Below are 21,682 nucleotides of genomic sequence, written 5' to 3' on the forward strand. Positions count from 1 at the left end.
AGTCTTGGAGCGTCCTTTGCGCGTCGAACGACGCGCGGCGCTCCAAGGCTTGCCAGCTTGATGCCAGACCGTATGTTGGGCGCCCGATAGTCCGATGCATGTCGCCCAAAAGTGTGAAGCGGTTTTGGGACAACGACATGCACAAAAGCGCGTTGAGCCAGCCGACACGGCTGCGGAAAGACTGACTTGATGAATGTGATCGTGGTTGGCGCAGGCATTGCAGGGCTTTCGACGGCGTGGTCGTTGGTCGAGGCCGGGCACCGGGTGACGATCGTCGAGCAGGGACCGATTCCCAATCCGCTTGCCGCCTCGGGCGATCATCACCGCATCATCCGCCGCGCTTATGGTGCAGCGGCGGGCTATGGCCGGCTGATCACCGAAGCCTATGAGGCTTGGGACGAGATGTGGGTTGATCTCGGCGAAAACCATCTCGATCCGCGCGGCTTCATCTGCATTTCGCGCAACGAGGGTGATGACGCCGAGCAGATGCGCGACGGGCTGGCGGCCGGCGATTTTCCCTTCGAGATGATCGAGCCGGGCGAGGCCGTTGCGCGCTGGCCGTTCCTCGAGAGCGGAAGTTTTCGCTACGCTTTCTTCTCGCCGGAGGGCGGCGCACTGCATTGCCGCAAGATCGCGGCGGGACTCGCCAAATGGCTGCGGGCCAACGGCGCCAACGTCTACGAAAACAGCAAGGTGACGAAGATCGACGCTGAGGCCGGTCACATCGTGCTTGAAAGCGGCGAGACGATGCAGGCCGACCGCATCGTCGCCACATCAGGCGCCTGGGTGCTGAAGCTGTTTCCGGAACTGGACGGCGAACTGAAGACCTGGCGCAACGCACTCGCCTATGTCGAACCGCCGGCGGACTTGAAAGCGGCGTGGCAGGAGGCCCCGGTCATCCTCGATGTCGGTGGTGCTGTCGACGGCTACGTGATCCCGCCCTCCGGCGGGGCCGGCATGAAATTCGGCTCAGGGCTGCACAGGGTGCCGACCAGCGACGCCGACTGGAACCGGCGGCCAGTGGCGGGCGAGGGCGAAGCGATCCGCAACCTGTTTTCGCCGCCGATCGCCCGTATCGAGGAGTATAGGGTGACCGAAGTCGTCACCTGCGCCTACACTTTCACCGCCGACGAAAAATTCCTGGCGCATGAGAAGGGCAGATGCCTTGTTGTCTCGGCCTGCTCCGGCCACGGCTACAAGTTCGGCGCGGCTGTCGGCAGGCGCGTCGCAGCGACCATCGGCAATGGCGACGTCGCCGGTTTAAAGGCGTGGCTGCGAGCCGAGGTGGTCTGATCATGGCACGCCGCTGTTGAACCTTCAGAGCAAGCTCAACGTTGAATTGTAGGGGAAGCCGTATCGCGGGAAAGCAGTTTCGAGACATTTCGTTAAGCGACGCGGTTAGGAAAGTGCTACGCGGCGGCGCCGCTTCAAGAGCAGCAGAAGGCTGCCGGCGCAGCTTCGGGCGAATGCTGCGCAGAAAGCTTGATTCGACTTAACCGGATGGCTAGGAGAGGCGGCCTTGCGCTAGGGTGAGCCGACATCCTATTTACAGGACAACGATCCAGAACCGATTCTGCCCGACTTGCTAATCTCCCGGCGCCGGAATCCCACCTTTGAAAAGGGATAGTCCATGAAGAACCCCGTCGAAACCTACATGAACCTCGTTCCGATGGTGGTCGAACAGACCAATCGCGGCGAGCGGGCCTACGACATTTTCTCGCGGCTGCTGAAAGAGCGCATCATTTTCATCACCGGTCCGGTCGAGGACGGCATGGCGACGCTGGTCTGCGCGCAGCTCCTGTTCCTCGAAGCGGAGAATCCGAAGAAGGAAATCAACCTCTACATCAATTCGCCTGGCGGCGTCGTCACGTCCGGCATGGCGATCTACGACACCATGCAGTTCATCAAGCCGGCGGTGGCGACGCTGTGCATCGGCCAGGCGGCCTCGATGGGCTCGCTGCTCTTGACCGCAGGCGAGAAGGGCATGCGCTTCGCCACGCCCAACGCCCGCATCATGGTCCACCAGCCTTCCGGAGGCTTCCAGGGCCAGGCTTCCGACATCGAGCGCCACGCCCAGGACATCATCAAGCTGAAGCGTCGTCTCAACGAAGTCTATGTCAAGCACACCGGCAAGAGCTATGACGAAATTGAAAAGACGCTCGACCGCGACCACTTCATGACCGCCGACGAGGCGAAGGATTTCGGCCTCATAGACAAGGTCATTTCGTCGCGCGAGCCGGCTGAGGTTGCCGCCGCATAAGCTTGGTGGCAGCTGGATGGTGGGAAAACACGCTTTTGACGCCGCTTGCGGCATTTCGGCCACAATTGGCTGTTCCCTCGACGGGAGCAATTGCCTACGTTAAGCCTATGTTGATTTTCGACGGCTTAGCTTTGTGCGGGGTTGGTGCGAATCATTGCGACGTTTTCTGATATGTGTTTCGTATGGAATGCGTTGCGGGAGCCGGGACACTGGCGGCGGCGATTTCCCGCGATAGATTTGAATATGCGCCCTTTCAACCAGACCATCGGCGGGCGGCTATGAAAGGACATGAAAATGAGCAAGGTCGGCAGCAACGGCGGTGATTCCAAGAACACGCTTTATTGCTCGTTTTGCGGCAAAAGCCAGCACGAAGTGCGCAAGCTGATCGCCGGCCCGACGGTGTTCATCTGCGACGAATGCGTCGAGCTCTGCATGGACATCATCCGCGAGGAGAACAAGACCTCGATGGTGAAGTCGCGCGAGGGCGTGCCGACCCCGCAGGAGATCCTCAAGGTTCTCGATGACTACGTCATCGGTCAGCCCTACGCCAAGCGCGTGCTGTCGGTGGCCGTCCACAACCACTACAAGCGTCTCGCGCATGCCGGCAAGAACAACGACGTCGAGCTGGCGAAGTCCAACATTTTGCTGATCGGCCCGACCGGTTGCGGCAAGACGCTGCTTGCGCAGACGCTGGCCCGCATCATCGACGTTCCCTTCACCATGGCCGATGCGACGACGCTGACTGAGGCCGGCTATGTCGGCGAGGATGTCGAGAACATCATCCTGAAGCTCTTGCAGTCGGCCGACTACAATGTCGAGCGCGCCCAGCGCGGCATCGTCTACATCGACGAGATCGACAAGATCTCGCGCAAGTCGGACAATCCTTCGATCACCCGCGACGTGTCGGGCGAGGGCGTCCAGCAGGCGCTGTTGAAGATCATGGAAGGCACGGTCGCCTCCGTGCCGCCTCAGGGCGGCAGGAAGCATCCGCAGCAGGAGTTCCTGCAGGTCGACACCGCCAACATCCTGTTCATCTGCGGCGGCGCCTTCGCCGGCCTGGACAAGATCATTTCGGATCGCGGCCGCAAGACCTCGATCGGCTTCGGCGCCACCGTCGCTTCGCCCGAGGATCGCCGCACCGGCGACGTTTTCCGCCTGGTCGAGCCTGAGGATCTGTTGAAGTTCGGCCTCATTCCCGAGTTCGTCGGCCGTCTGCCGGTCCTGGCGACGCTGGAGGACCTCGACGAGCCGGCGCTGATCCAGATCCTGACCGAGCCTAAGAACGCGCTCGTTAAGCAGTATCAGCGGCTGTTCGAGATGGAGAATGTCGACCTGACCTTCCATGAGAATGCGCTGTCGGCGATCGCCAAGCGCGCCATCGAGCGCAAGACCGGCGCGCGCGGCCTGCGCTCGATAATGGAAGCGATCCTGCTCGATACGATGTTCGAGCTGCCGGCGCTGGAAGGCGTGCGCGAAGTGGTTATTTCGGAAGAGGTGGTGTCCGGCAACGCCAGGCCGCTCTACATCTATTCCGAGCAGAAGGAAAAGAAGGGCAACGTCAGCGCCTGACGTGAGCCTGCACAATGGATTTTTTTTGAAACGGCGCCGCGAGGCGCCGTTTTTGCTATTGCGGTCGGGCCGACTTGTGATGAACGGATTGTGACAGATTGGATGAACGGTTTCGTGTTGACCCTTGATCTTTGCCCCCCGTGCCTCCAACTAACTGAGGAAGGCCGGGGTGCCGAATTCTGTGCTGTAAAACTCCCGTCACAAACGGTGGTAGGCGGAACGATCCTCGGTCGTTAATATGAGATTCGCGGTTGGCCGATTGGAAGCCGCGACATGAAAGGTTGGACAATGGCCAAAATATCCAAGGCTCCCAGCGACGGCGTCTTCGCAGTCCTCCCACTGCGCGACATCGTGGTGTTCCCGCACATGATCGTTCCGCTCTTCGTCGGGCGTGAAAAGTCGATCAAGGCGCTGGAAGAGGTGATGGGTCAGGAAAAGCAGATCCTGCTTGCGACCCAGATGAATGCCGCCGATGACGATCCCGAGTCCGATGCGATCTTCGACATCGGCACGCTCGCCAATGTGCTGCAATTGCTGAAGCTGCCGGACGGCACCGTGAAGGTGCTGGTCGAAGGCGCCTCGCGCGCGAAAATCGTTTCGTTCACCGACCGTCCCGACTTCCACGAGGCCCGCGCCACGGCGCTGGTCGAACCGGAGGAGGAAGAGGTCGAGGTCGAGGCGCTGGCCCGTTCCGTCGTCACCGACTTCGAGAACTACGTCAAGCTGAACAAGAAGATCTCGCCAGAAGTGGTGGGTGCCGCCAGCCAGATCGACGACTATTCCAAGCTCGCCGATACGGTTGCCTCGCATCTTGCCATCAAGATCCCCGAAAAGCAGGAGATGCTGGCCACGCTTTCGGTCAAGGAGCGGCTGGAAAAAGCGATGGGCTTCATGGAAGCCGAAATCTCCGTCCTGCAGGTTGAGAAGCGCATCCGTTCGCGCGTCAAGCGCCAGATGGAGAAGACGCAACGCGAATACTACCTCAACGAGCAGATGAAGGCGATCCAGAAGGAGCTCGGCGAGGGTGAGGACGGCCGCGACGAGGCCGCCGAGATCGAGGCGCGCATCAAGAAGACCAAGCTCTCCAAGGAGGCCCGCGAAAAGGCGGAGGCCGAACTGAAGAAGCTGCGGACGATGTCGCCGATGTCGGCTGAATCGACCGTCGTGCGCAACTATCTCGACTGGATCCTGTCGATACCGTGGGGCAAGAACTCCAAGGTCAAGCAGGACCTGTCCTTCGCGCAGAACGTGCTCGACACCGACCATTTCGGCCTCGACAAGGTCAAGGACCGCATCGTCGAATATCTCGCCGTGCAGAGCCGCCAGAAGAAGCTGAAGGGGCCGATCCTGTGCCTCGTCGGACCTCCCGGCGTTGGCAAGACCTCGCTCGGCAAGTCGATCGCCAAGGCGACCGGCCGCGAGTTCATCCGCATGGCGCTGGGCGGCGTGCGCGATGAGGCCGAAATCCGCGGTCACCGGCGCACCTATATCGGCTCGATGCCCGGCAAGGTCATCCAGTCGATGAAGAAGGCGAAGAAGTCCAACCCGCTCTTCCTGCTCGACGAGATCGACAAGATGGGCCAGGATTTCCGCGGCGATCCGTCATCGGCTTTGCTCGAGGTGCTCGACCCTGAGCAGAACTCGACGTTCATGGACCATTACCTCGAGGTTGAATACGACCTGTCGAGCGTGATGTTCGTGACGACCGCGAACACATTGAACATCCCTGCGCCCTTGATGGACCGCATGGAGATCATCCGTATCGCCGGCTACACCGAGGACGAGAAGATCGAGATCGCCAAGCGCCACCTGATGCCTAAGGTGATCCGCGATCACGCGCTGCAGCCGAAGGAGTTTTCCGTCGGCGAGGACGCGATCCGCGGCATCATCCAGACCTACACCCGTGAGGCGGGCGTCAGGAGCCTGGAGCGCGAGCTGATGAAGCTCGGCCGCAAGGCGGTGACCGAGATCCTGAAGACGAAGAAGAAGACGGTCGACATCACGGCAGACAATCTTGCCGATTATCTTGGTGTCCCGCGCTTCCGCTTCGGTCAGGTCGAGGCCGACGATCAGGTCGGCGTCGTCACCGGGCTCGCCTGGACGGAAGTCGGCGGCGAGTTGCTGACGATCGAAGGCGTCATGATGCCCGGCAAGGGCCGCATGACGGTGACCGGCAATCTGCGCGACGTGATGAAGGAATCGATCTCGGCGGCGGCCTCCTATGTCCGCTCGCGGGCTATCGATTTCGGCGTCGAGCCGCCGCTGTTCGACAAGCGCGACATCCACGTCCACGTGCCCGAGGGCGCAACGCCCAAGGACGGACCGTCGGCGGGTGTGGCGATGGCGACGGCGATCGTCTCGGTGCTGACTGGCATCCCAGTCAGGGCCGATGTGGCGATGACCGGCGAGATCACGCTGCGCGGCAGGGTGCTGCCGATCGGCGGGCTCAAGGAGAAGCTGCTTGCAGCACTTCGCGGCGGCATCAAAAAGGTGCTGATCCCGGAAGACAACGCCAAGGATCTGGCGGAGATTCCGGACAACGTGAAGAACGGCATGGAGATCATTCCGGTCGCGCGGGTCGGCGAAGTGTTGCGCCATGCGCTGGTGCGTATGCCGGAGCCGATCGAGTGGGTCGAGCCGGTCAATGCGCCGGCTGCGGTGGATGCCGGAGACGACGCCAGCAAGTCGCTGGCTCATTAGCTCTTGCTAAAGTTGCAATGCACAAACAGAGAGCCGGGCCTTGAGCCCGGCTTTTTCATGTGAAAAACCCCGGAATTCCGGGCTTTTTTTGATTTTTTTCGCGCTTTTCGACTTGGTTGCGGAAGCGCTTCTTTCTAAAGTCCGTTTCCTGCCGGATGAGTCGTACGTTCCGGTTTTCTCATGGAAGGGAATTTTTATGAACAAGAACGAACTGGTGTCCGCTGTCGCCGATGCCGCGAGTATTTCGAAGGGTGACGCGCAGTCGGCGGTTGATGCGGTGTTTTCCGTGATCACCGGCGAACTGAAGAAGGGCGGCGATGTCCGGCTTGTCGGCTTCGGAAATTTCACCGTGTCAAAACGCGCCGCGTCGACCGGCCGCAACCCGCAGACCGGTGCGGAAGTGAAGATTCCGGCGCGCACCGTGCCGAAGTTTTCGGCCGGCAAGGGCCTCAAGGACGCAGTAAACTAAGCGCCTTCTTACCCTTTTCAGAGATCAGAAAAGCCGGGCATGCCCGGCTTTTCTTTTGCGTCCGATTAAAGTGTCGGACCAAAGGTGAATGGTTCCGGAGCCGGCAATGGGAGTATCGTGCCGACGCCTAATGCATGTCGCGCAAAAGTGCGCAGCGGTTTTGCGATAACGATATGCATAGAAACAAGGGTTTAAAGCGCGTCGCATGAATCCGTTCGAACGCGACGCGCTTTGGGGCAACCCGGCCACCAATTGTCCTCTGCTCCCCAGTCGTGTAACGCCGTTCCTTCGGCACGAAGGGACGACCACATCTTGCAGAAGGTAGAAGAACTGATTGATTGGCTTGCCGACGACAAGGTCGGCCGGCTTTACGTCGCGGTGCTCGTCGTCGCTCTTTATTTCGCCTTCCAAACCGCGACGCTGTCGCTCCTTGGCCTTTGGGCCGGCAACGGCGTGAACATCGACGATGCCGAGCAACTGATCTATCTGCCGCATCTCGCCGCCGGCTATGGTGGTTCGCAGCCACCGCTCTACAACTGGATTGCCTGGACAATAAGCCAAGGGTTCGGGACGAGCATCGTCAGCCTCAAGCTCGTCAGATATGTCCTGCTTTTCGTCGGCTTTGCCGCCAGCCATGCTGCGATGCGCAAGCTTGGCTATAAGCAGGTCACTGCCGCCGCCGCTATGTTCGGACTAATGACGGTGCCGCTGCTATTTTGGGAAGCGCAACACAGCTTGACGCATTCGGTAGCCGCCTTCGCCTTTTGCGCGGTCACGCTGCTCGCCTTCGCCCATCTCGTCCATGTCCGGACGCCGCTGGCCTATGCGAGCTTCGGCCTGGCGGCCGCACTGGCCACGCTCGCCAAGTTCAATGATGTCCTCATGCTGGGAGCGCTGCTCCCGGCGGCGATGACTGTGCGCGCCTATCGACCAACGCTGGTTTCACCATGGATACTGCTCAGCATGGCGGTCTTCGTGCTTGTTCTGACCCCGACGACAGTTTGGAGCTACTACCATTCGGACGCAATTTTCGCCCGTATATCCAAGTTTGGCATAGCCGATGATGACGACGGAATGATCGGCATCCGCGGCGAGGGGTTGTTCAAAATCATATATGCCACCGCGTCATTCAGCATCGTGACTCTTGTCATCTACGTCCTCGGCTTCGTTTGGAAACGGAGTTTCCCCCGACGGCAGGACGCCTTCAATGCACCGCGGGACAAGCTGCTTGAGCGTGCATTGCTGATAGGCCTTCTTGCTGTGCTGCTGCTGGTGCTGGCAAGCGGCAGCACGTCGTTGCGCAACCGCTGGCTGCTGCCGGTTCTTTTCCTGCTGCCGCTCTATCTTGCCGCACGCATGGAAAAGCTGGGCGCGTTCGGCCGAGAGGTTCAGCGCTTCGTGATCGCCTTGGCTGTCGTTACAGCTCTGCTTGTGACACCGTTCACTTGGTATGCGCAACTGATGGGCGGGGAAGGCAAATCTCGCACCGCAAGGCTGGACTTCAAAGAGCTCTATCACGACCTGCAGGCCACCGGGCCGGTGCGCACGATCCTCGGCAATTCCTCTTGGGTCGGAAATTTCCGTCTTGCTGAGGGCGACCTCGTGCTGCTCAATCCCGAAGTTCCGGAGCTGAAAGAGCTATTCCAGGACCCTGCGGTGTTGATGTGGCTGGACGAAAACCAGCCCGATCCGGCATTAGTAGAGATCTTGCGGCAAGCAGACTACGAACTCAGCAGCCAAACCGGCACGCTAGTCGGGAAAGAGCTGTTCGGATCCGTGTCGGGCAGGCGCATCTATTTCGCCCGCCTGCACAAGCGCGGTTCGGCAGGCGCAAGCGTCCAAGATTGAATGCAGTCAGGGATTGCCGCTTGTACCCAAGCGAGGCCGAAGGTGTCGAGCCGATGAAAGCAGGCGGCTTTATGCCGTCGGCGCATCGGCGCGCATCAGCCCCTCCTTCTCGAGGTCGGCCCAGAGTGCCGAAGGCAGCTTCGCGTCGAGCAGCGAGCGGTTGCTTTCGACCTCGCTCGGCCGCTGGCCGCCGGGGATCACCGACACGACCGAAGGGTGCAGCAGCGGAAATTGCAGTGCCGCCTCGATCAGGCGCACGCCGTGGCGTTTGCAGACGGCCTCGATGCGCGTGACGCGGTCGAGAATGTCCTGCGGCGCCTCGGAATAATTGTAGTAGGCGCCGGGCTTCGGTCCGGTTGCCAGGATCCCGGAATTATACGGCCCGCCGAGAACGATGCCGATGCCGCGCTTCTGGCATAGCGGCAGGAAGGATTGCAGCGCTTCCTGCTCCAGCAGCGTATAACGCCCGGCAAGCAGGAAAAGGTCGAAGTCGCCACGTTCGGCAAGTGTCTGGGCAACCGGCCATTCGTTGATGCCGCCGCCGAACGCCCTGATAACGCCCTGGTCGCGCAGGGCCAGCAGCCCGTAATAGCCCGAGCGCATGAACTCCTCGATGCGTTGGTCCGAGGCCTCCTTGCTGCCATGGGTGAAGACGTCGACGTCATGCACGAAAAGGATGTCGATGCGATCGACGCCCAGACGTTCGAGCGACGCTTCGAAGGAGCGCATGACGCCGTCATAGCTGTAGTCGTAGACCTCGCGGCGCGACGGCGTGTCGAAGAATTTGCCGATACCGGTGCGCTGCTCCGGCGGGCAGGCGCGCATGATGCGGCCGACCTTGGTCGACAGCACATAGTCGTCGCGCTTTTTCGAACGCAGGAACGGATTGAGCCGCGTTTCCGACAGGCCGAGCCCGTAGAGCGGCGCGGTGTCGTAGTAGCGGCAGCCGACCTGCCATGCCGCTTCCAGCGTGGCATTGGCATCGTCGTCGGAGACGACGCGATAGAGGTTGCCGAGCGGCGCCGTGCCGAAGCCGAGTTCCGTGAAACTGATGCCGCCGTTGCCGATGCGGTCGAAATGCCGTGTCTTCATGTCCTGCTATTTCCTCACCTACGCAATTGCCGTGACACTATCACGCCTGTGGCACTTCAGAAGCACTTCGGGCCGTTGGACACGGAATTTCACGGTGATAGCATGAGCAAAAACAAGCTGTTCGGAGGAAACGTGCCCAAAACGTTCAGGCAGGTTTGGGGTCCCGGCAAATTGGTGGAACCGTCATGACCAATGCCGACAAAAACCTGTTCAGAATGGGCGAGGGTAGCGCCGCAAGACTTGCCGATTTCACCTTGCCTGTCCCGGCTCAGAATGGCCGGCGACCAGGGGCGGCGAAGCGCGCCCACCACGCTGACATGGAGTAAGCGCTCATGCGCTACGAGCTGATGCTGCCGCACCAGATCCGCAAGGCGATCGCCGAGAACTGGCCGGTCGTGCTCCCGCTCGGCGTGCTCGAATACCATGGCGAGCACATGGCCGTCGGCATGGACACGCTGGCGGTCGTCAAGATGCTGGATCTGTTCGAAAAGGAAGCCGACATCGTCATCCTGCCGCCGTTCTACTACGGCGCGGCGAGCTACGCGGTGGCGGGGCCGGAGGGCAATGGGTCGGTTCAGGTCGGTGGCAGTGTGCTGGCGCCGTTCGGCGAAGAGCTGTTCTATAGTCTGCTGCGCATCGGTTTTCGCAATATCCACGCCATCATCCACCACCAGACCGAGAACTTTGCCGCCGGCATGCCGACCGATCTCGCCTTCAAGACCGCCGGCCGCCAGGCGATCTTTCGCTTCCTCGAGAAGGAGCGCGGCGAGGGCTGGTGGGGCTCCGAGGCGATGGCCGGCTATTATGCCGAACATGCCGAAGGCGCCAATTTCTTCAACTGGGTGCAGGTGCATCCGCTCATGCCGGCGGCGATGAACGGCCAATATCCGTTCGACCATGCCGGCATTGGCGAGACGTCGCTGATGCTGGCGCTGTGCCCGCAAGCGGTGGACGCCAGCCACTTCGCCGACAATACGGGATGGTACACGGCGACTGCCCCTGAGGCCTCGATGGAGCTGGGGCAAAAGGGCGTCGCGATGATCCTCGATCATTTGAGGGCGATGTTGACGGCCTAGCGCGGTTCTTCCTTCTCCCCTTGTGGGAGAAGGTGGCCGAGCGAAGCTCGGTCGGATGAGGGGTGCTGGAAGGATCTCTACCTCGAAGACGTAAGCACTTTAAATTCCTCGACATTTGCGCGCCGCATTTCTTCCAACACCCCTCATCCGTCTTGGCGCTACGCGCCAATCCACCCTCTCCCACAAGGGGAGAAGGGAAGACAGGTGTCTATTTCACCGCGCCCGCGGTCATGCCCATGATCAGATAGCGCTCCAGCGCGATGCCGATGACGGCAAGCGGCGTGATCGCGGCGGTGGCCAGCGCCGCCATCGACCACCAGTTGATGCCTTGCGAGCCGGTCTGGCTCGCCACCATCACGGGAATGGTCTTGGCGTCAGTCGAGGTCAGGAGTGCGGCGAAGAAATACTCGTTCCAGCACAGCACCATTGCCAGGATGAAGGCGGCGACCATGCCCGGCAGGGCGATCGGCATGACGATGCGGAAGAAGGCGCCCCAGATCGACAGGCCGTCGACGAGCGCTGCCTCCTCCAGCTCGACAGGGATCGAGTTGAATTGGTCGCGCATGATCCAGATGACGATCGGCAGCACCATCAGCGTGTAGAGCAGGATCAGCCCGATGCGCGTGTCGAGCATGCCGACTTCCCGATACAGCACGAGAAAGGGCAAAGCGAGCACCACCGGCGGCAGGATCAGCTGCGACAGGAAGAAGAAGGAGATGTCCTCATTCTTGAACCAGGCGAAGTGATAGCGGTAGCGGGTGAGGCCGTAAGCGGCGAGGCTGCCGATGACAATGGCGAGGCTCGACGCGCCGACCGAGGTGATGACCGAATTCATGAAGCGCTTGATGAACTCGTCGCGTACCGTCGACGTCCGGAAGATCGAATCCGGTGACAGGCCGAGCGAGCGCCAGCCCTTCCAGTCCGGCCGGAAGTCGACGAAGGGGATGAGATGGCCCTGGGTGACGTCGACGGCCGTCTTGAAGGAGGTGGTTATCGTCCAGTAGATCGGAAACAGGCAGATGAAGGCCCAGAACACCAGCGCGCCATAGATGAAGACGCGGTTGGCGAAAAAGCTTGCCGGCGAGCGGATTTCGGAAGCGGCATACTCGGTGGTCTGAACGCTCATGTTGCCGCCCCAATCAATTGACGTTGCGCACGAAGCGGTTGGCGAATTTCAACAGCCACGTCACGAACACGATGATGATGATCAAATAAGCCATCGCCAGCATGGTGCCGTAGCCGACATTCGAGCGGTCGCGATACTCGCGATAGATGAAGCTTGAGACGGAATCGGTTGCACCACCCGGGCCGCCCGAGGTGACGGTGATGATGATGTCGGCAAGCTTCAGCTTGAAGATGATGCGCAGGATGATTGCTGTCACTGACACCGGCAGCATCAGCGGGAAGGTGACCTGCCAGAAGGTCTGCCAGGCATTGGCGCCATCTACCCTGGCCGCCTCAAGCACCTCGCGTGACATCGCCTGAAGGCCGGCGAGCAGCATGATCATCATGAACGGGATGAACGTCCAGGCATCCAGCACCATGATCGAGATGCGGGCGGTGATCGGGTTGGAGAAGAAGGCGGGATTTTCCCAGCCGAGCTGGCGCGCCAGCGTTGCGGCTGGCCCGAACCGGTACTCCATCAGCGATTTGCCGATCATCCACGACACTGCGACCGGCGACAGCATCAACGGCATGAGGAAGACGACGCGGAAGAATTTGCGCGCCCGGATCTGTGCGTTGAGAAGCAGTGCGAGACCAAAAGCGATGACATATTCGACCAGCACCGCGAGCACATAGAGCACCATGTTGAACAGCGCGTTGCGGTAGTAAGGGTCGGCCAGCATCTGCCAGAAATTGTCGAGCCCGTTGAACTTCCGGCCGGAGAAGGAACTGAGGTTCCAGTCGGTTAGCGCGATGTAGAAACCGAACAGTGTCGGGAAGATCACCATGGCGATGGTGAACAGCAGCGCCGGCAGCAGGAACAGCGCGCGCTGGCCGTCTTCGCCGCGTGTCAGCACCTGGCCGATGCCGAGCGCAACACCCCACAGCACATAGGCATAGACGACCGGCCGCCAGGTCTCGAACCCGATGGTGTCGACCTCTGTCTTGTAAAGGATCTGAACTGCGATCACCGCCAGAAGGCCGAGCGTCGCAGCGGCCATCAAAGCCCGGCCGAGCCGCTTGCGGCCCGGCGATATCAGATCGGATGGAGCGGCGTTTGCCGGCCACGCATTCGTGGGCAAGGTCTGGTCAGCCACGCGTCTCGTCCGTTCACTAAATGCTTTAATGACCGGCTCGCCGGTCTAGGTGCAGTCCGGCGGCTTCGCGTCGCCGGACCACGGTTCACCACAGTCTCAGCCTACATGCCGAGCGAGGCTTTGTAGAGCTTGACCTGATTTTCGCGGCCGATCTGGTCGGTCAGCTTCTCCCAGGCGGCTGCGATGGCGTCGGCGCCTTCCTGCGCCTTCATCTTTCCGGCGAACGTGTTGGCCAGAATGTCCTCGGCGGCGCTGTAATATTGGAAGATGCCGGGGATGCGCGGCTCGATCGCGGCGTTCGGATGGTTGTAGCTGTCGGCTTCCGACTTGAGATACGAGGTGATGAACGCCTCGTCGTAACCGGCCGCCACCCATTCCGGAATGTCGAAATGCGAGTTGCGGTAGGGCTGGAAGCCGGACGGATATGCCGCGCACCAGAGCGATAGGTCCTTGCCGCCGAGATGCGCCGCGGCAGACCAGGCCGCCTTCTTCTTCTTTTCGTCGCTGTCGACGCGGGCCATGACATAGACACCCCAGCCGAGATAGGCGCAGTTCGGCGCATAGTTCGGGCCGCTGGCCAGCTTGTCCCACTGGCCGGTCTTGGAATTGTAGACGTCGTCCGAGCCCGGCAGGATCGAGAAGCCGGTGACATCGCCGACGACCGACGAGTCGTTGGTCTTGACGTTGGAGCCGACGTCGCCCCACCAGGTGACCATCGAACCGGTTCCGGCCAGGAACTGCTGGAAGGCGGTGGTGTTCGGGTCGGCGTTGATCTGGTCGGCGGGTTCCGACGGCAGCGCGTCGATCACATCCTGGATCGCCCGCACCCAGGCCGGATTGTTGATGCGCGGCTTCATCGTGTCGGCGTCGAACAGCCAGGCCTTGTCGTCGGGATGCTTGGCGTAAGCGCTGGCGCGGCTGCCGAGGAAGTAGAAGCCGAAACCGCCCCACGCCTTGGGCGCGTCGAGATAGCCAAAGACGTCCTGGCCCTGGAACTGCTTGCCCTTGAGGAATTTGGTCACGGCCTGCACCTGCTGCCAGGTCTTCGGCACGCCCCATTCGCCTTCGCCGCCGCCATCTTTCCACGCCTTGGCGAGGTCGGCATCGGCGAACACGTCGGTGCGGTAGTTGAAGTTATGCGCGTCGCCGTCGACGGTCACGCGATACTGCTTGCCGTCCCAGGTGCCGACCGGAGGCTGCAAATAGGCCACGACGTCCTTCATGTCGATCTGGTCCTTGACCCAGTCCGGCATTTCGGAGGTCAGGCCCTTGCCGCAGACGTCGCCTTCGAACGGCGCGCCCATTTCGATGATGTCGAAATCGACGGTGCCGGTGGCGATCGACTGCTGCAGGCGGGCGTTGTAGTCCGCCTGCGCCAGGTCGATCCAGTTGATCTTGGCGCCGGTATAGGTCTCCCACGGCTTCAGGAAGCCGCGAAACAGCACATTGTGCAGGTTCTGGTTGTTGAGCCCCATGAAGGTGAGCTCGACGCCGGCGAACTCGCCTTCCTTGACGTTGGACTTGGTCGCCTCCAGGCAAAGCTCGCCGACCTGCTGGAAGTCGGCATCTGTCGGCTGGCCCTTGCCGACACCGGGGATTTGCAGGATCTGCGCGCGCAGCTCGCTTGCTGCGGAGGCCGGTCGCGTCAGCGCGCCAAGCCCGGCGCCGGATGCCGCTGCGATCGCGGCCATGCTGGCCGCACCCTTGAGGACATCGCGGCGAGTGGCTCCCGCGCGCATAAATTGGTTGTAAAGGCTGACTTTCATTTTATTCCTCCCAGAATTTCAATGGTGATTGTTTCGGACGTTTGGAGCGCCGGACGTGTTCCCCAACAACAGCGACTCCTAGAAATAGCGGCCCAAGTTTCCTCCCGCGACGCTTCGATTTCCGTGGTCCGGACTGGCGTGCCGGTGCGCCCGGAACAGGGTCATAACCCGAGCCCTTTCACTATTCTCACAACCAAGTGCCGTGTCAACGAGAATGGGGTTTTTTATCTATAAAAGACTGACTTGCCCTAGCCGTTTGCGTTGTTTAGCTTCACCGCAACGAAAGGGGGGCCCATGGCTCAAGTCGCGATCAGCAATGTGGCCAAGGCGTTCGGAACCGTCAAGGTCCTGCACGACGTCAGCGTCGACATCGCCGACGGGCAGTTCGTGGTGCTGGTCGGTCCTTCAGGGTGCGGCAAGTCCACGCTGCTCAGGATGGTGGCGGGGCTGGAAACCGTTTCAGGCGGCACGATCGCCATCGGCGACCGCGTCGTCAACCATCTGCCGCCGGCCAAGCGCGACATCGCCATGGTGTTCCAGAATTACGCGCTCTATCCGCACAAAACGGTCGAGCAGAACATGGCCTTTGCGCTGAAGCTGCGGAAGACCGACCCGGCGGTGGTCGCCGAGCGGGTCAAGCGCGCAGCCGATATCCTCGACCTCAATCCGTACCTCAAGCGCTATCCGCGCCAGCTCTCGGGCGGCCAGCGCCAGCGTGTCGCCATGGGCCGCGCCATCGTGCGCAACCCGCAGGTATTCCTGTTCGACGAGCCGCTGTCTAACCTCGACGCAAAGCTGCGCGTGCAGATGCGCACCGAGATCAAGGAACTGCACCAGCGGCTGAAGACCACCACCATCTATGTCACGCACGACCAGATCGAGGCCATGACCATGGCCGACAAGATCGTCGTGATGCGCGACGGCCGCATCGAGCAGGTCGGCGCGCCGCTGGAACTGTTCGACCGGCCGGCCAATCTGTTCGTCGCCGGCTTCATCGGCTCGCCGTCGATGAACCTGCTCAAGGGCGTGGTGCGCAAAGGCGACAAGCCCGTCGTCGAGATTGCCGGGACGCCGTTCCCGATTGCCGCGAACAGTAAGGTGGAGGATGGTCGCAACGTCGTTTACGGCGTGCGGCCCGAGCATCTCGAAATCCAACCCGACGGCGTGCCGGCAAAGATTTCCGTGGTCGAGCCCACCGGTTCTGAAACGCTGGTCTTCCTGCGTTTCGGTGAAGGCGAGATGGTGGCGCTGTTCCGTGAGCGCCACGACTTCAAGCCGGGCGACACGCTGCACCTGAAACCACGGCTCGACCAGGTCCATCTCTTCGACTCAGAGACCGGCCGTCGTCTCTAACTTCACATCAAAAAAAGCCCGTTCGGGAGGAATGCCATGCTCAAAGGGATCAATCCGCTGCTCAATGCCGACGTGCTCCAGGCGCTGCGGGCGATGGGCCATGGCGACGATTTGATCATCGCCGACACCAACTTCCCCTCCGATTCGGTGGCGCGCCAGACCGTGCTTGGCCGATTGCTGCGCATCGACGCGCCGGCGGCGGACGCGGTCAAGGCGGTGCTGTCGCTCTATCCGTTGGACAATTTCGTCGACGATGCGGCCGCCCGCATGGAGATCGTCGGCAAGCCGGACGAAATCCCCACCGTGCAACAGGAAGTGCAAAGGGAGATCGACGCTGCCGAGGGCAAGCCATGGCCGATGATCTCGGTCGAGCGTTACGCCTTCTACGAACGCGCCAAGAAGGCCTATTGCGTCATCCAGACCGGCGAGCGCCGCTTCTATGGCTGTTTTGCGTTCCGCAAGGGCGTTGTTCCGCCGAACGCGGAGTAGGGAGATGCCAGGCAAGCCTGTCGTCATATTGGGCGTCTTCGTCGCCGACACTGCCTACCGCGCCAGCCGCCAGCCGCGCATGGGCGAGACGATCCTTGGCACATCCTTCACGCTTGGCCCGGGCGGCAAGGGGTCGAACCAGGCGGTTGCGGCCGGCCGTCTTGGCGCCGACGTCACCTTCTTGACGCGCCTCGGTGTCGATCCCTTTGCCGATATGGCCAGGCAGACCTGGGCGCAGGCCGGCGTGAGGAGCGCCGTCATCGACACGCCGCAGAGTTATACGGGTGCGGCCTATATCTTCGTCGAGGAGGCGACCGGCAACAACGCCATCATCGTCAGCCCCGGTGCCGCCATGCTGATTTCGCCCGACGACATCGCGGCTAACGCCGGCCTGATCCGCTCGGCCGGCGTCTTCGTCACCCAGCTCGAGCAGCCGATCGAGGCGGCGCTGCGGGCGCTGGAGATCGCGCGCGGGGCAGGGGTGACGACCATCCTCAACCCGGCGCCGGCGGCGAGCCTGCCTGAGCGCATCTATACGCTCTGCGATTATGTCACACCCAACGAGACCGAAGCCGAGGAATTGACCGGCATCAAGGTTTCCTCCCTCGACGATGCCCGCCGCGCCGCCGAAAGCCTGCTCGGCAAGGGCGTCGGTGCGGTGATCATCACGCTTGGCGAAAAAGGCGCGCTGCTGCACACGGCCAGCCGTTCCGACCATGTTCCCGTGGTCAACGCCGGCCCTGTGGTCGAGACCACCGGCGCGGGCGATGCCTTCAACGGCGGCCTGGCCGCAGCACTTGCGAGAGGGGTGGAGCCGCTTCAAGCAGTCCGCTTCGCTTGCGCCGTCGCGGGAATTTCAGTCACCCGGCCCGGCACCGCACCGTCGATGCCGACGTTGCAGGAGGTCGAGGCGTTGCTGGCTAAGGGTTGAGGCCGCGCAGCCTCACCGGCGCTCTCAACTTTGTTCCGTTCCGACCAAGGGTGACATATTAGCCACAGTTAATGTGAATCAGCAAACCTGTCTTGTGCCATTGGCATAGTTGTCCCGTAATGGGTCACTGGGTCTGGCGCCGCAATTGCATGGACAACAATACCGGGGCCAACCTTGCCCCGGCAGTCTGGGGGGTAGTCTGGGGGACCCTGCCGCTTCGCAAATGGAGCGGCAGGCTCTTTCACGGCTGAGTTTGAAAGCCGCCTAAATTGCTGCTGGGTCTGCGGTAGCTAGTTAGCCGCGAACGCCCGACAATTCCCGGACCTCTGCCCGCAGCGCCTGGATCTCCGCGAGGATGGTGGCCTGATCGCTATGCAGCGTTGCCCTGTCGGCCGATTCTACCGCCTCGTGCTCGGCCTCCATCGCCGAAACGATCACGCCGATGAACAGATTGAGCACGGTGAACGAGGTCGCGATGATGAACGGGATGAAGAACAGCCAGGCGGTCGGATAGACCTCCATGACCGGGCGTACCACGCCGTCCGACCAGCCTTCGAGAGTCATGACCTGGAAAAGCGTGAAGAGCGACTCCGGTATGCCGCCGAACAACTCGGGAAAGGACGAGCCGTAGAGCTTCGTCGCCATCACCGCAAAGACGTAGAACACCAGTCCGAGCAACAGCATGATCGAGCCCATGCCGGGCAGGGCGGTGATGAAGCCGGTGACCACACGGCGCAGCGACGGAACGATGCTGATCAGGCGCAGGACCCGCAGGATGCGCAGCGCTCTCAGCACGGAGAGCGAACCGGTCGCGGGGATAAGCGCGAAACCGACGACGAGGAGGTCGAAGATGCGCCACGGATCGCGGAAGAAATGCGTCCTGTAGACGATCACCCGGATTGCGAGCTCGAGCACGAAGACGCTGAGGATTACGCGGTCGATGGCCGTCAGGAGAGGGCCAAAAGCAGCAATCGCGTCGGGCGAGGTCTCGAGGCCGAGCGTGACGGCGTTGATCAGGATCAGGACCATGATCGCGAGGTCGAAGCGGTGCGATTCGATGAGCGATTTCAGGGCGTCCAAGGCTTCTTCTCCGTTAGAGCATCGACCCAAAGTGGGAACCGGGCCCAAAAGTGGGAACCGGATCTGGGAAAATCCAATGCTCAAACGCATATGGCCGGCTTGTGACGCAACGAGTACAAAAAGTTGAAACTCTCAGGAAACTGAAAGTTGAAACTTTTTGTACGAAAGGACTTGAGCCATTCAAAAAAGAATGGCGCGAGTGACGGGGCTCGAACCCGCGACCTCCGGCGTGACAGGCCGGCACTCTAACCAACTGAGCTACACCCGCGCAAGACGAGCACGTGTCAGCCGTGTTCGTCGTTGGGGCGGTGGATAAGGGGTAAGCCGCCGGGTGTCAAGCGGAGCAGGACAGCATAACAGCAAACAGGAGAAGGTTTTTTGACAGGCAGGATTTTGTTGCCGAATCCGATCAGCGGCAAGGGCATTGTGCGCTCATTTGGCCTTGCGAAGCTTGCCCTAACTGCTTAAAGGTCCGGCCCGGAGCGGGCGATTAGCTCAGTTGGTAGAGCGCTTCGTTTACACCGAAGATGTCGGCGGTTCGAGCCCGTCATCGCCCACCACTTTTTACCAATGAAATCAATGCGGTCTGCCTTGGCTCGAAGGCGGACTGCGGCCGGTGCGCCCAGCTATGCGCCCAGAAACGACGATTTTGGGGCGCTCTAGTAGGCATCGGCGGCAGCCTGCTGGAAGTCGGGATGATGATGACCGTAGGTCGATTCCATCTGCTTGACGGTCATGCCGAGCGACCCGGCGGCATCCCAGATCGGCACGCGGCGCTGCATCAACCAGGTCGCGCGCGTGTGGCGCATGATGTGTGGCGTGACCTCCTCGCCGAGCTTGGCCTCGACGCGCGCCGCGTCGAACGACTTGCGCATCAGGCCGATCGGCTCGCCGCCTTTGGCGTGGATCACCGGCCCTTTGCCGTGGTCTTTAGCCCTCCACCGCTTTAGATGAGCGATCAACCGTCTCGGCAGCCGCATCGGCGGCCGGCGCTTGGTCGTCTCGCGCACGCGCTCGCCTTTGCGGTAGAGCACGCCGGCATCGAGGTCCGGCCAGCCGCCGGCGGGGCCGCGGTTCCAGTTGAGGTCGAGGATGGCCGCGTGTCGGGTGCCGGTATAGAGGCCGATCAGGATGAAGCGCGGCAGGCATTCATAGGTCTTTGGCCTGGCGCGCCGCAGGCGCAGCGCGCCGCGCAGTAGCTCGGCGGCTTCCTTTCGGGTAAGCCAGCGCTCACGGGCGACCGGCTTGTCAGGCAGGTCGAAATACGGCCGGAAATTGAGCCGCTTCTCCTTGCAGAACATGTAGACGGCGGCACGAAGATCCTCCAGTTCGCGGCGCGCAGCCGCTTGATGGATGCGGCTTTCGGCGTACTCGCGGCAGGTTTCGCCGTCGATCGCCGACAAGGGCTTGTCGCCCCAGAATATGGTCAGGAAGGCGACGCGGCCCTCTAGCGGGCCGGTATCCTCGTCGCGGGACAGCTTGGCGGTGACGTAATAATCTAGCGCTGCTGCGCACGCGATGTGATCGGGACCACGTTCGACGACGACGGGCTTTTGCTTTTTTTGCCCGATGTATTCCGCGAGCTTTTCCGCCGCGACATCAGTTTCGCCAACAAGGCATCCCGTTCGCTTGTAAACGGACCCGTCGCGGATGACGAGCCGCTTGACCCCGTCCCGGTCGAGCCTTGGGACGATGCGGGGCGGGCTTTTTCGACGCGGCATTTGAGTCGCATTTCCCTGATTGCGGACGGCGTGACGAAATCCTTGTTGGCAATCTGCTCGATTGTCAAATTCCCCTTGCGGGCCTCGGCGCGGAGGCCCTTCGGCGTGACCCGGCCGCCGAAGAACAAATCGCAGGCCTCCTGGAGGCGCATCGGTGTGTCATCTTCGGCGGCCTGGCTCATTCCTGCCTCCCGGGGAGAGAGGCTTGACCGGCTATGGCGGCGTCAAACTCGGCCTTTGTGATCATGCCAAGTCGAAGCATCATGCCGCGCTCGTCGTGCGTTGCTTTTACGCCCTTGAGCCAAGCATCCTTTTCAATTTGAGCGATATCGATAGGGGCGCGGTCGTCGGTGGTGGCGATGTAATACGCCAACTCCATGGCGTGCGCCCTGGTCCATTTCGGGTTGGCCGATCCGCGCTGCAAACGGGCGAACCAGTGCAGCAACTCTCCAATGCGTTTTGCCTGTGTGAGCGCATCTCCGGCAATTTCTTCTGGCTTAAGGCTGTTGAACCTGAAAGCCTCAATGCTCTCGGCATCAAGGCCGAAGGGCACCATATCTCCCGGCACTGCCTGGGCATGGGCTTCGGCCAGCGCGCCAAGCCCAGCATCCGCCAAACGCTCCACATCGATGACCGGCCTTGGCGCGGGGTGTCCTATCGGGTAGGAGATCATCGGCTGACCGCCCATATCCGGGTGGAACATGATCGCGCCGTATTCGAACTGCCGGTTGAGTTCGGCTTGAAGAGCCGACATGAGCTTTTGCTTATTCATGATGAAACTTGCGGTACAGTGGGATGATGCGATGCTCATCCCTTGCTTCTTCGCTCTCCCAAAAGCTAAGCTTTCGCGGATCGTATTTCTCGACAAGCATCACCGTGCGCTTGGATCCATCCAGCTTTTCAACGATGTGAGCTATCGGCTCATGGGCGCACAGAACGGCGGTGGTGGTGGTAGGGCCAACTTCATTGAGGCCTTTCTCCCGGCAATCCTCGCAGAGGTTGGGAGTCTGAAACATATTGGACTTGCAGTAGTCACAGCGTTGATCGATCGCATTCAGGGTTGTCAT

18 protein-coding genes and 2 tRNA genes are annotated in these 21,682 nt (G+C 61.4%); 11 read left to right on the plus strand and 9 right to left on the minus strand.

The window, feature by feature from the left end:
• Positions 1-189 precede the first annotated feature (189 nt).
• From EOC94_RS12500 to EOC94_RS12525, 6 genes are all read left to right on the plus strand, one after another.
• Complete coding sequence (locus tag EOC94_RS12500; RefSeq protein ID WP_127291049.1) at positions 190-1,293, plus strand: FAD-binding oxidoreductase; 1,104 nt, start codon at positions 190-192, stop codon at positions 1,291-1,293.
• A 337-nt stretch (positions 1,294-1,630) separates the two neighbouring features.
• On the plus strand, positions 1,631-2,260 hold the full coding sequence (clpP, locus tag EOC94_RS12505) for an ATP-dependent Clp endopeptidase proteolytic subunit ClpP (protein ID WP_095485814.1): 630 nt from the start codon (positions 1,631-1,633) through the stop codon (positions 2,258-2,260).
• 294 nt (positions 2,261-2,554) lie between these two features.
• Positions 2,555-3,829, plus strand: coding sequence for an ATP-dependent Clp protease ATP-binding subunit ClpX (gene clpX, locus EOC94_RS12510; RefSeq protein ID WP_095485846.1), 1,275 nt, complete (start codon positions 2,555-2,557; stop codon positions 3,827-3,829).
• A 288-nt stretch (positions 3,830-4,117) separates the two neighbouring features.
• The gene (lon, locus tag EOC94_RS12515; RefSeq protein WP_127291051.1) at positions 4,118-6,529 is read left to right on the plus strand and encodes an endopeptidase La; all 2,412 of its coding nucleotides are present in this window, start codon (positions 4,118-4,120) and stop codon (positions 6,527-6,529) included.
• A 196-nt stretch (positions 6,530-6,725) separates the two neighbouring features.
• Positions 6,726-6,998, plus strand: a complete 273-nt coding sequence (locus EOC94_RS12520) for an HU family DNA-binding protein (RefSeq protein ID WP_006201846.1) — start codon at positions 6,726-6,728, stop codon at positions 6,996-6,998.
• A 252-nt stretch (positions 6,999-7,250) separates the two neighbouring features.
• On the plus strand, positions 7,251-8,846 hold the full coding sequence (locus EOC94_RS12525) for a glycosyltransferase family 39 protein (protein ID WP_210212075.1): 1,596 nt from the start codon (positions 7,251-7,253) through the stop codon (positions 8,844-8,846).
• Positions 8,847-8,915: 69 nt separating this feature from the next.
• On the opposite strand, the gene EOC94_RS12530 is transcribed toward EOC94_RS12525, so the two are convergent.
• Positions 8,916-9,938: an aldo/keto reductase gene (locus tag EOC94_RS12530; RefSeq protein WP_127290742.1), complete on the minus strand. Its 1,023-nt coding sequence runs from the start codon at positions 9,936-9,938 to the stop codon at positions 8,916-8,918.
• 332 nt (positions 9,939-10,270) lie between these two features.
• Between EOC94_RS12530 and EOC94_RS12535 the strand changes: the two genes are divergently transcribed.
• Positions 10,271-11,014, plus strand: coding sequence for a creatininase family protein (locus tag EOC94_RS12535; protein ID WP_127290744.1), 744 nt, complete (start codon positions 10,271-10,273; stop codon positions 11,012-11,014).
• A gap of 208 nt (positions 11,015-11,222) precedes the next feature.
• Here the strand turns inward: EOC94_RS12535 and EOC94_RS12540 are convergent, their stop codons facing one another.
• The 3 genes from EOC94_RS12540 to EOC94_RS12550 all read right to left on the minus strand — a co-directional run bounded on the left by EOC94_RS12540 (position 11,223) and on the right by EOC94_RS12550 (position 15,041).
• Positions 11,223-12,140, minus strand: coding sequence for a carbohydrate ABC transporter permease (locus EOC94_RS12540; protein ID WP_029353494.1), 918 nt, complete (start codon positions 12,138-12,140; stop codon positions 11,223-11,225).
• Positions 12,141-12,153: 13 nt separating this feature from the next.
• Positions 12,154-13,275: a sugar ABC transporter permease gene (locus EOC94_RS12545; RefSeq protein WP_095489664.1), complete on the minus strand. Its 1,122-nt coding sequence runs from the start codon at positions 13,273-13,275 to the stop codon at positions 12,154-12,156.
• A gap of 101 nt (positions 13,276-13,376) precedes the next feature.
• The gene (locus tag EOC94_RS12550) at positions 13,377-15,041 is read right to left on the minus strand and encodes a sugar ABC transporter substrate-binding protein (protein WP_095489663.1); all 1,665 of its coding nucleotides are present in this window, start codon (positions 15,039-15,041) and stop codon (positions 13,377-13,379) included.
• 294 nt (positions 15,042-15,335) lie between these two features.
• Between EOC94_RS12550 and ugpC the strand changes: the two genes are divergently transcribed.
• The 3 genes from ugpC to rbsK are packed head-to-tail and all read left to right on the plus strand — an operon-like array spanning position 15,336 to position 17,814.
• Complete coding sequence (gene ugpC / locus EOC94_RS12555; RefSeq protein WP_127290746.1) at positions 15,336-16,394, plus strand: sn-glycerol-3-phosphate ABC transporter ATP-binding protein UgpC; 1,059 nt, start codon at positions 15,336-15,338, stop codon at positions 16,392-16,394.
• Positions 16,395-16,430: 36 nt separating this feature from the next.
• Positions 16,431-16,883 (plus strand): RbsD/FucU family protein, encoded by a 453-nt coding sequence (locus EOC94_RS12560; protein WP_127290748.1) that lies wholly within the window; start codon positions 16,431-16,433, stop codon positions 16,881-16,883.
• 4 nt (positions 16,884-16,887) lie between these two features.
• Positions 16,888-17,814, plus strand: a complete 927-nt coding sequence (rbsK, locus tag EOC94_RS12565; RefSeq protein WP_126106855.1) for a ribokinase — start codon at positions 16,888-16,890, stop codon at positions 17,812-17,814.
• A 294-nt stretch (positions 17,815-18,108) separates the two neighbouring features.
• On the opposite strand, the gene EOC94_RS12570 is transcribed toward rbsK, so the two are convergent.
• A complete protein-coding gene (locus tag EOC94_RS12570; protein WP_127290750.1) occupies positions 18,109-18,894 on the minus strand; it encodes an ion transporter in 786 nt (261 codons plus the stop codon).
• A gap of 191 nt (positions 18,895-19,085) precedes the next feature.
• Positions 19,086-19,162, minus strand: a tRNA-Asp gene (locus tag EOC94_RS12575).
• 216 nt (positions 19,163-19,378) lie between these two features.
• On the opposite strand from EOC94_RS12575, the gene EOC94_RS12580 reads away from it, so the two are divergent.
• A tRNA-Val gene (locus EOC94_RS12580) sits at positions 19,379-19,454 on the plus strand.
• A gap of 99 nt (positions 19,455-19,553) precedes the next feature.
• On the opposite strand, the gene EOC94_RS12585 is transcribed toward EOC94_RS12580, so the two are convergent.
• The 3 genes from EOC94_RS12585 to EOC94_RS12600 form a co-directional block, all read right to left on the minus strand.
• Positions 19,554-20,615: a site-specific integrase gene (locus EOC94_RS12585; protein WP_185928217.1), complete on the minus strand. Its 1,062-nt coding sequence runs from the start codon at positions 20,613-20,615 to the stop codon at positions 19,554-19,556.
• A gap of 178 nt (positions 20,616-20,793) precedes the next feature.
• The gene (locus tag EOC94_RS12595; RefSeq protein WP_185928218.1) at positions 20,794-21,426 is read right to left on the minus strand and encodes a hypothetical protein; all 633 of its coding nucleotides are present in this window, start codon (positions 21,424-21,426) and stop codon (positions 20,794-20,796) included.
• On the minus strand, positions 21,380-21,682 hold the full coding sequence (locus tag EOC94_RS12600) for a hypothetical protein (protein ID WP_127290758.1): 303 nt from the start codon (positions 21,680-21,682) through the stop codon (positions 21,380-21,382). The genes EOC94_RS12595 and EOC94_RS12600 overlap by 47 nt, the downstream gene beginning before the upstream one ends.

This window comes from Mesorhizobium sp. M6A.T.Ce.TU.016.01.1.1 (genome assembly GCF_003997065.1).
In the GTDB taxonomy this organism is placed as follows: domain Bacteria; phylum Pseudomonadota; class Alphaproteobacteria; order Rhizobiales; family Rhizobiaceae; genus Mesorhizobium; species Mesorhizobium mediterraneum.

What these genes read in the sequence shown, in the direction of transcription:
- lon (WP_127291051.1), top strand. Translation starts at nt 4,118, where the DNA reads ATGGCCAAAATATCCAAGGCTCCCAGCGACGGCGTCTTCGCAGTCCTC.
- EOC94_RS12585 (WP_185928217.1), bottom strand. Translation starts at nt 20,615, where the DNA reads ATGCCGCGTCGAAAAAGCCCGCCCCGCATCGTCCCAAGGCTCGACCGG.
- EOC94_RS12560 (WP_127290748.1), top strand. Translation starts at nt 16,431, where the DNA reads ATGCTCAAAGGGATCAATCCGCTGCTCAATGCCGACGTGCTCCAGGCG.
- EOC94_RS12550 (WP_095489663.1), bottom strand. Translation starts at nt 15,041, where the DNA reads ATGAAAGTCAGCCTTTACAACCAATTTATGCGCGCGGGAGCCACTCGC.
- EOC94_RS12600 (WP_127290758.1), bottom strand. Translation starts at nt 21,682, where the DNA reads ATGACAACCCTGAATGCGATCGATCAACGCTGTGACTACTGCAAGTCC.
- EOC94_RS12520 (WP_006201846.1), top strand. Translation starts at nt 6,726, where the DNA reads ATGAACAAGAACGAACTGGTGTCCGCTGTCGCCGATGCCGCGAGTATT.
- clpP (WP_095485814.1), top strand. Translation starts at nt 1,631, where the DNA reads ATGAAGAACCCCGTCGAAACCTACATGAACCTCGTTCCGATGGTGGTC.
- clpX (WP_095485846.1), top strand. Translation starts at nt 2,555, where the DNA reads ATGAGCAAGGTCGGCAGCAACGGCGGTGATTCCAAGAACACGCTTTAT.
- EOC94_RS12595 (WP_185928218.1), bottom strand. Translation starts at nt 21,426, where the DNA reads ATGAGCATCGCATCATCCCACTGTACCGCAAGTTTCATCATGAATAAG.
- ugpC (WP_127290746.1), top strand. Translation starts at nt 15,336, where the DNA reads ATGGCTCAAGTCGCGATCAGCAATGTGGCCAAGGCGTTCGGAACCGTC.
- rbsK (WP_126106855.1), top strand. Translation starts at nt 16,888, where the DNA reads ATGCCAGGCAAGCCTGTCGTCATATTGGGCGTCTTCGTCGCCGACACT.
- EOC94_RS12540 (WP_029353494.1), bottom strand. Translation starts at nt 12,140, where the DNA reads ATGAGCGTTCAGACCACCGAGTATGCCGCTTCCGAAATCCGCTCGCCG.
- EOC94_RS12535 (WP_127290744.1), top strand. Translation starts at nt 10,271, where the DNA reads ATGCGCTACGAGCTGATGCTGCCGCACCAGATCCGCAAGGCGATCGCC.
- EOC94_RS12500 (WP_127291049.1), top strand. Translation starts at nt 190, where the DNA reads ATGAATGTGATCGTGGTTGGCGCAGGCATTGCAGGGCTTTCGACGGCG.
- EOC94_RS12530 (WP_127290742.1), bottom strand. Translation starts at nt 9,938, where the DNA reads ATGAAGACACGGCATTTCGACCGCATCGGCAACGGCGGCATCAGTTTC.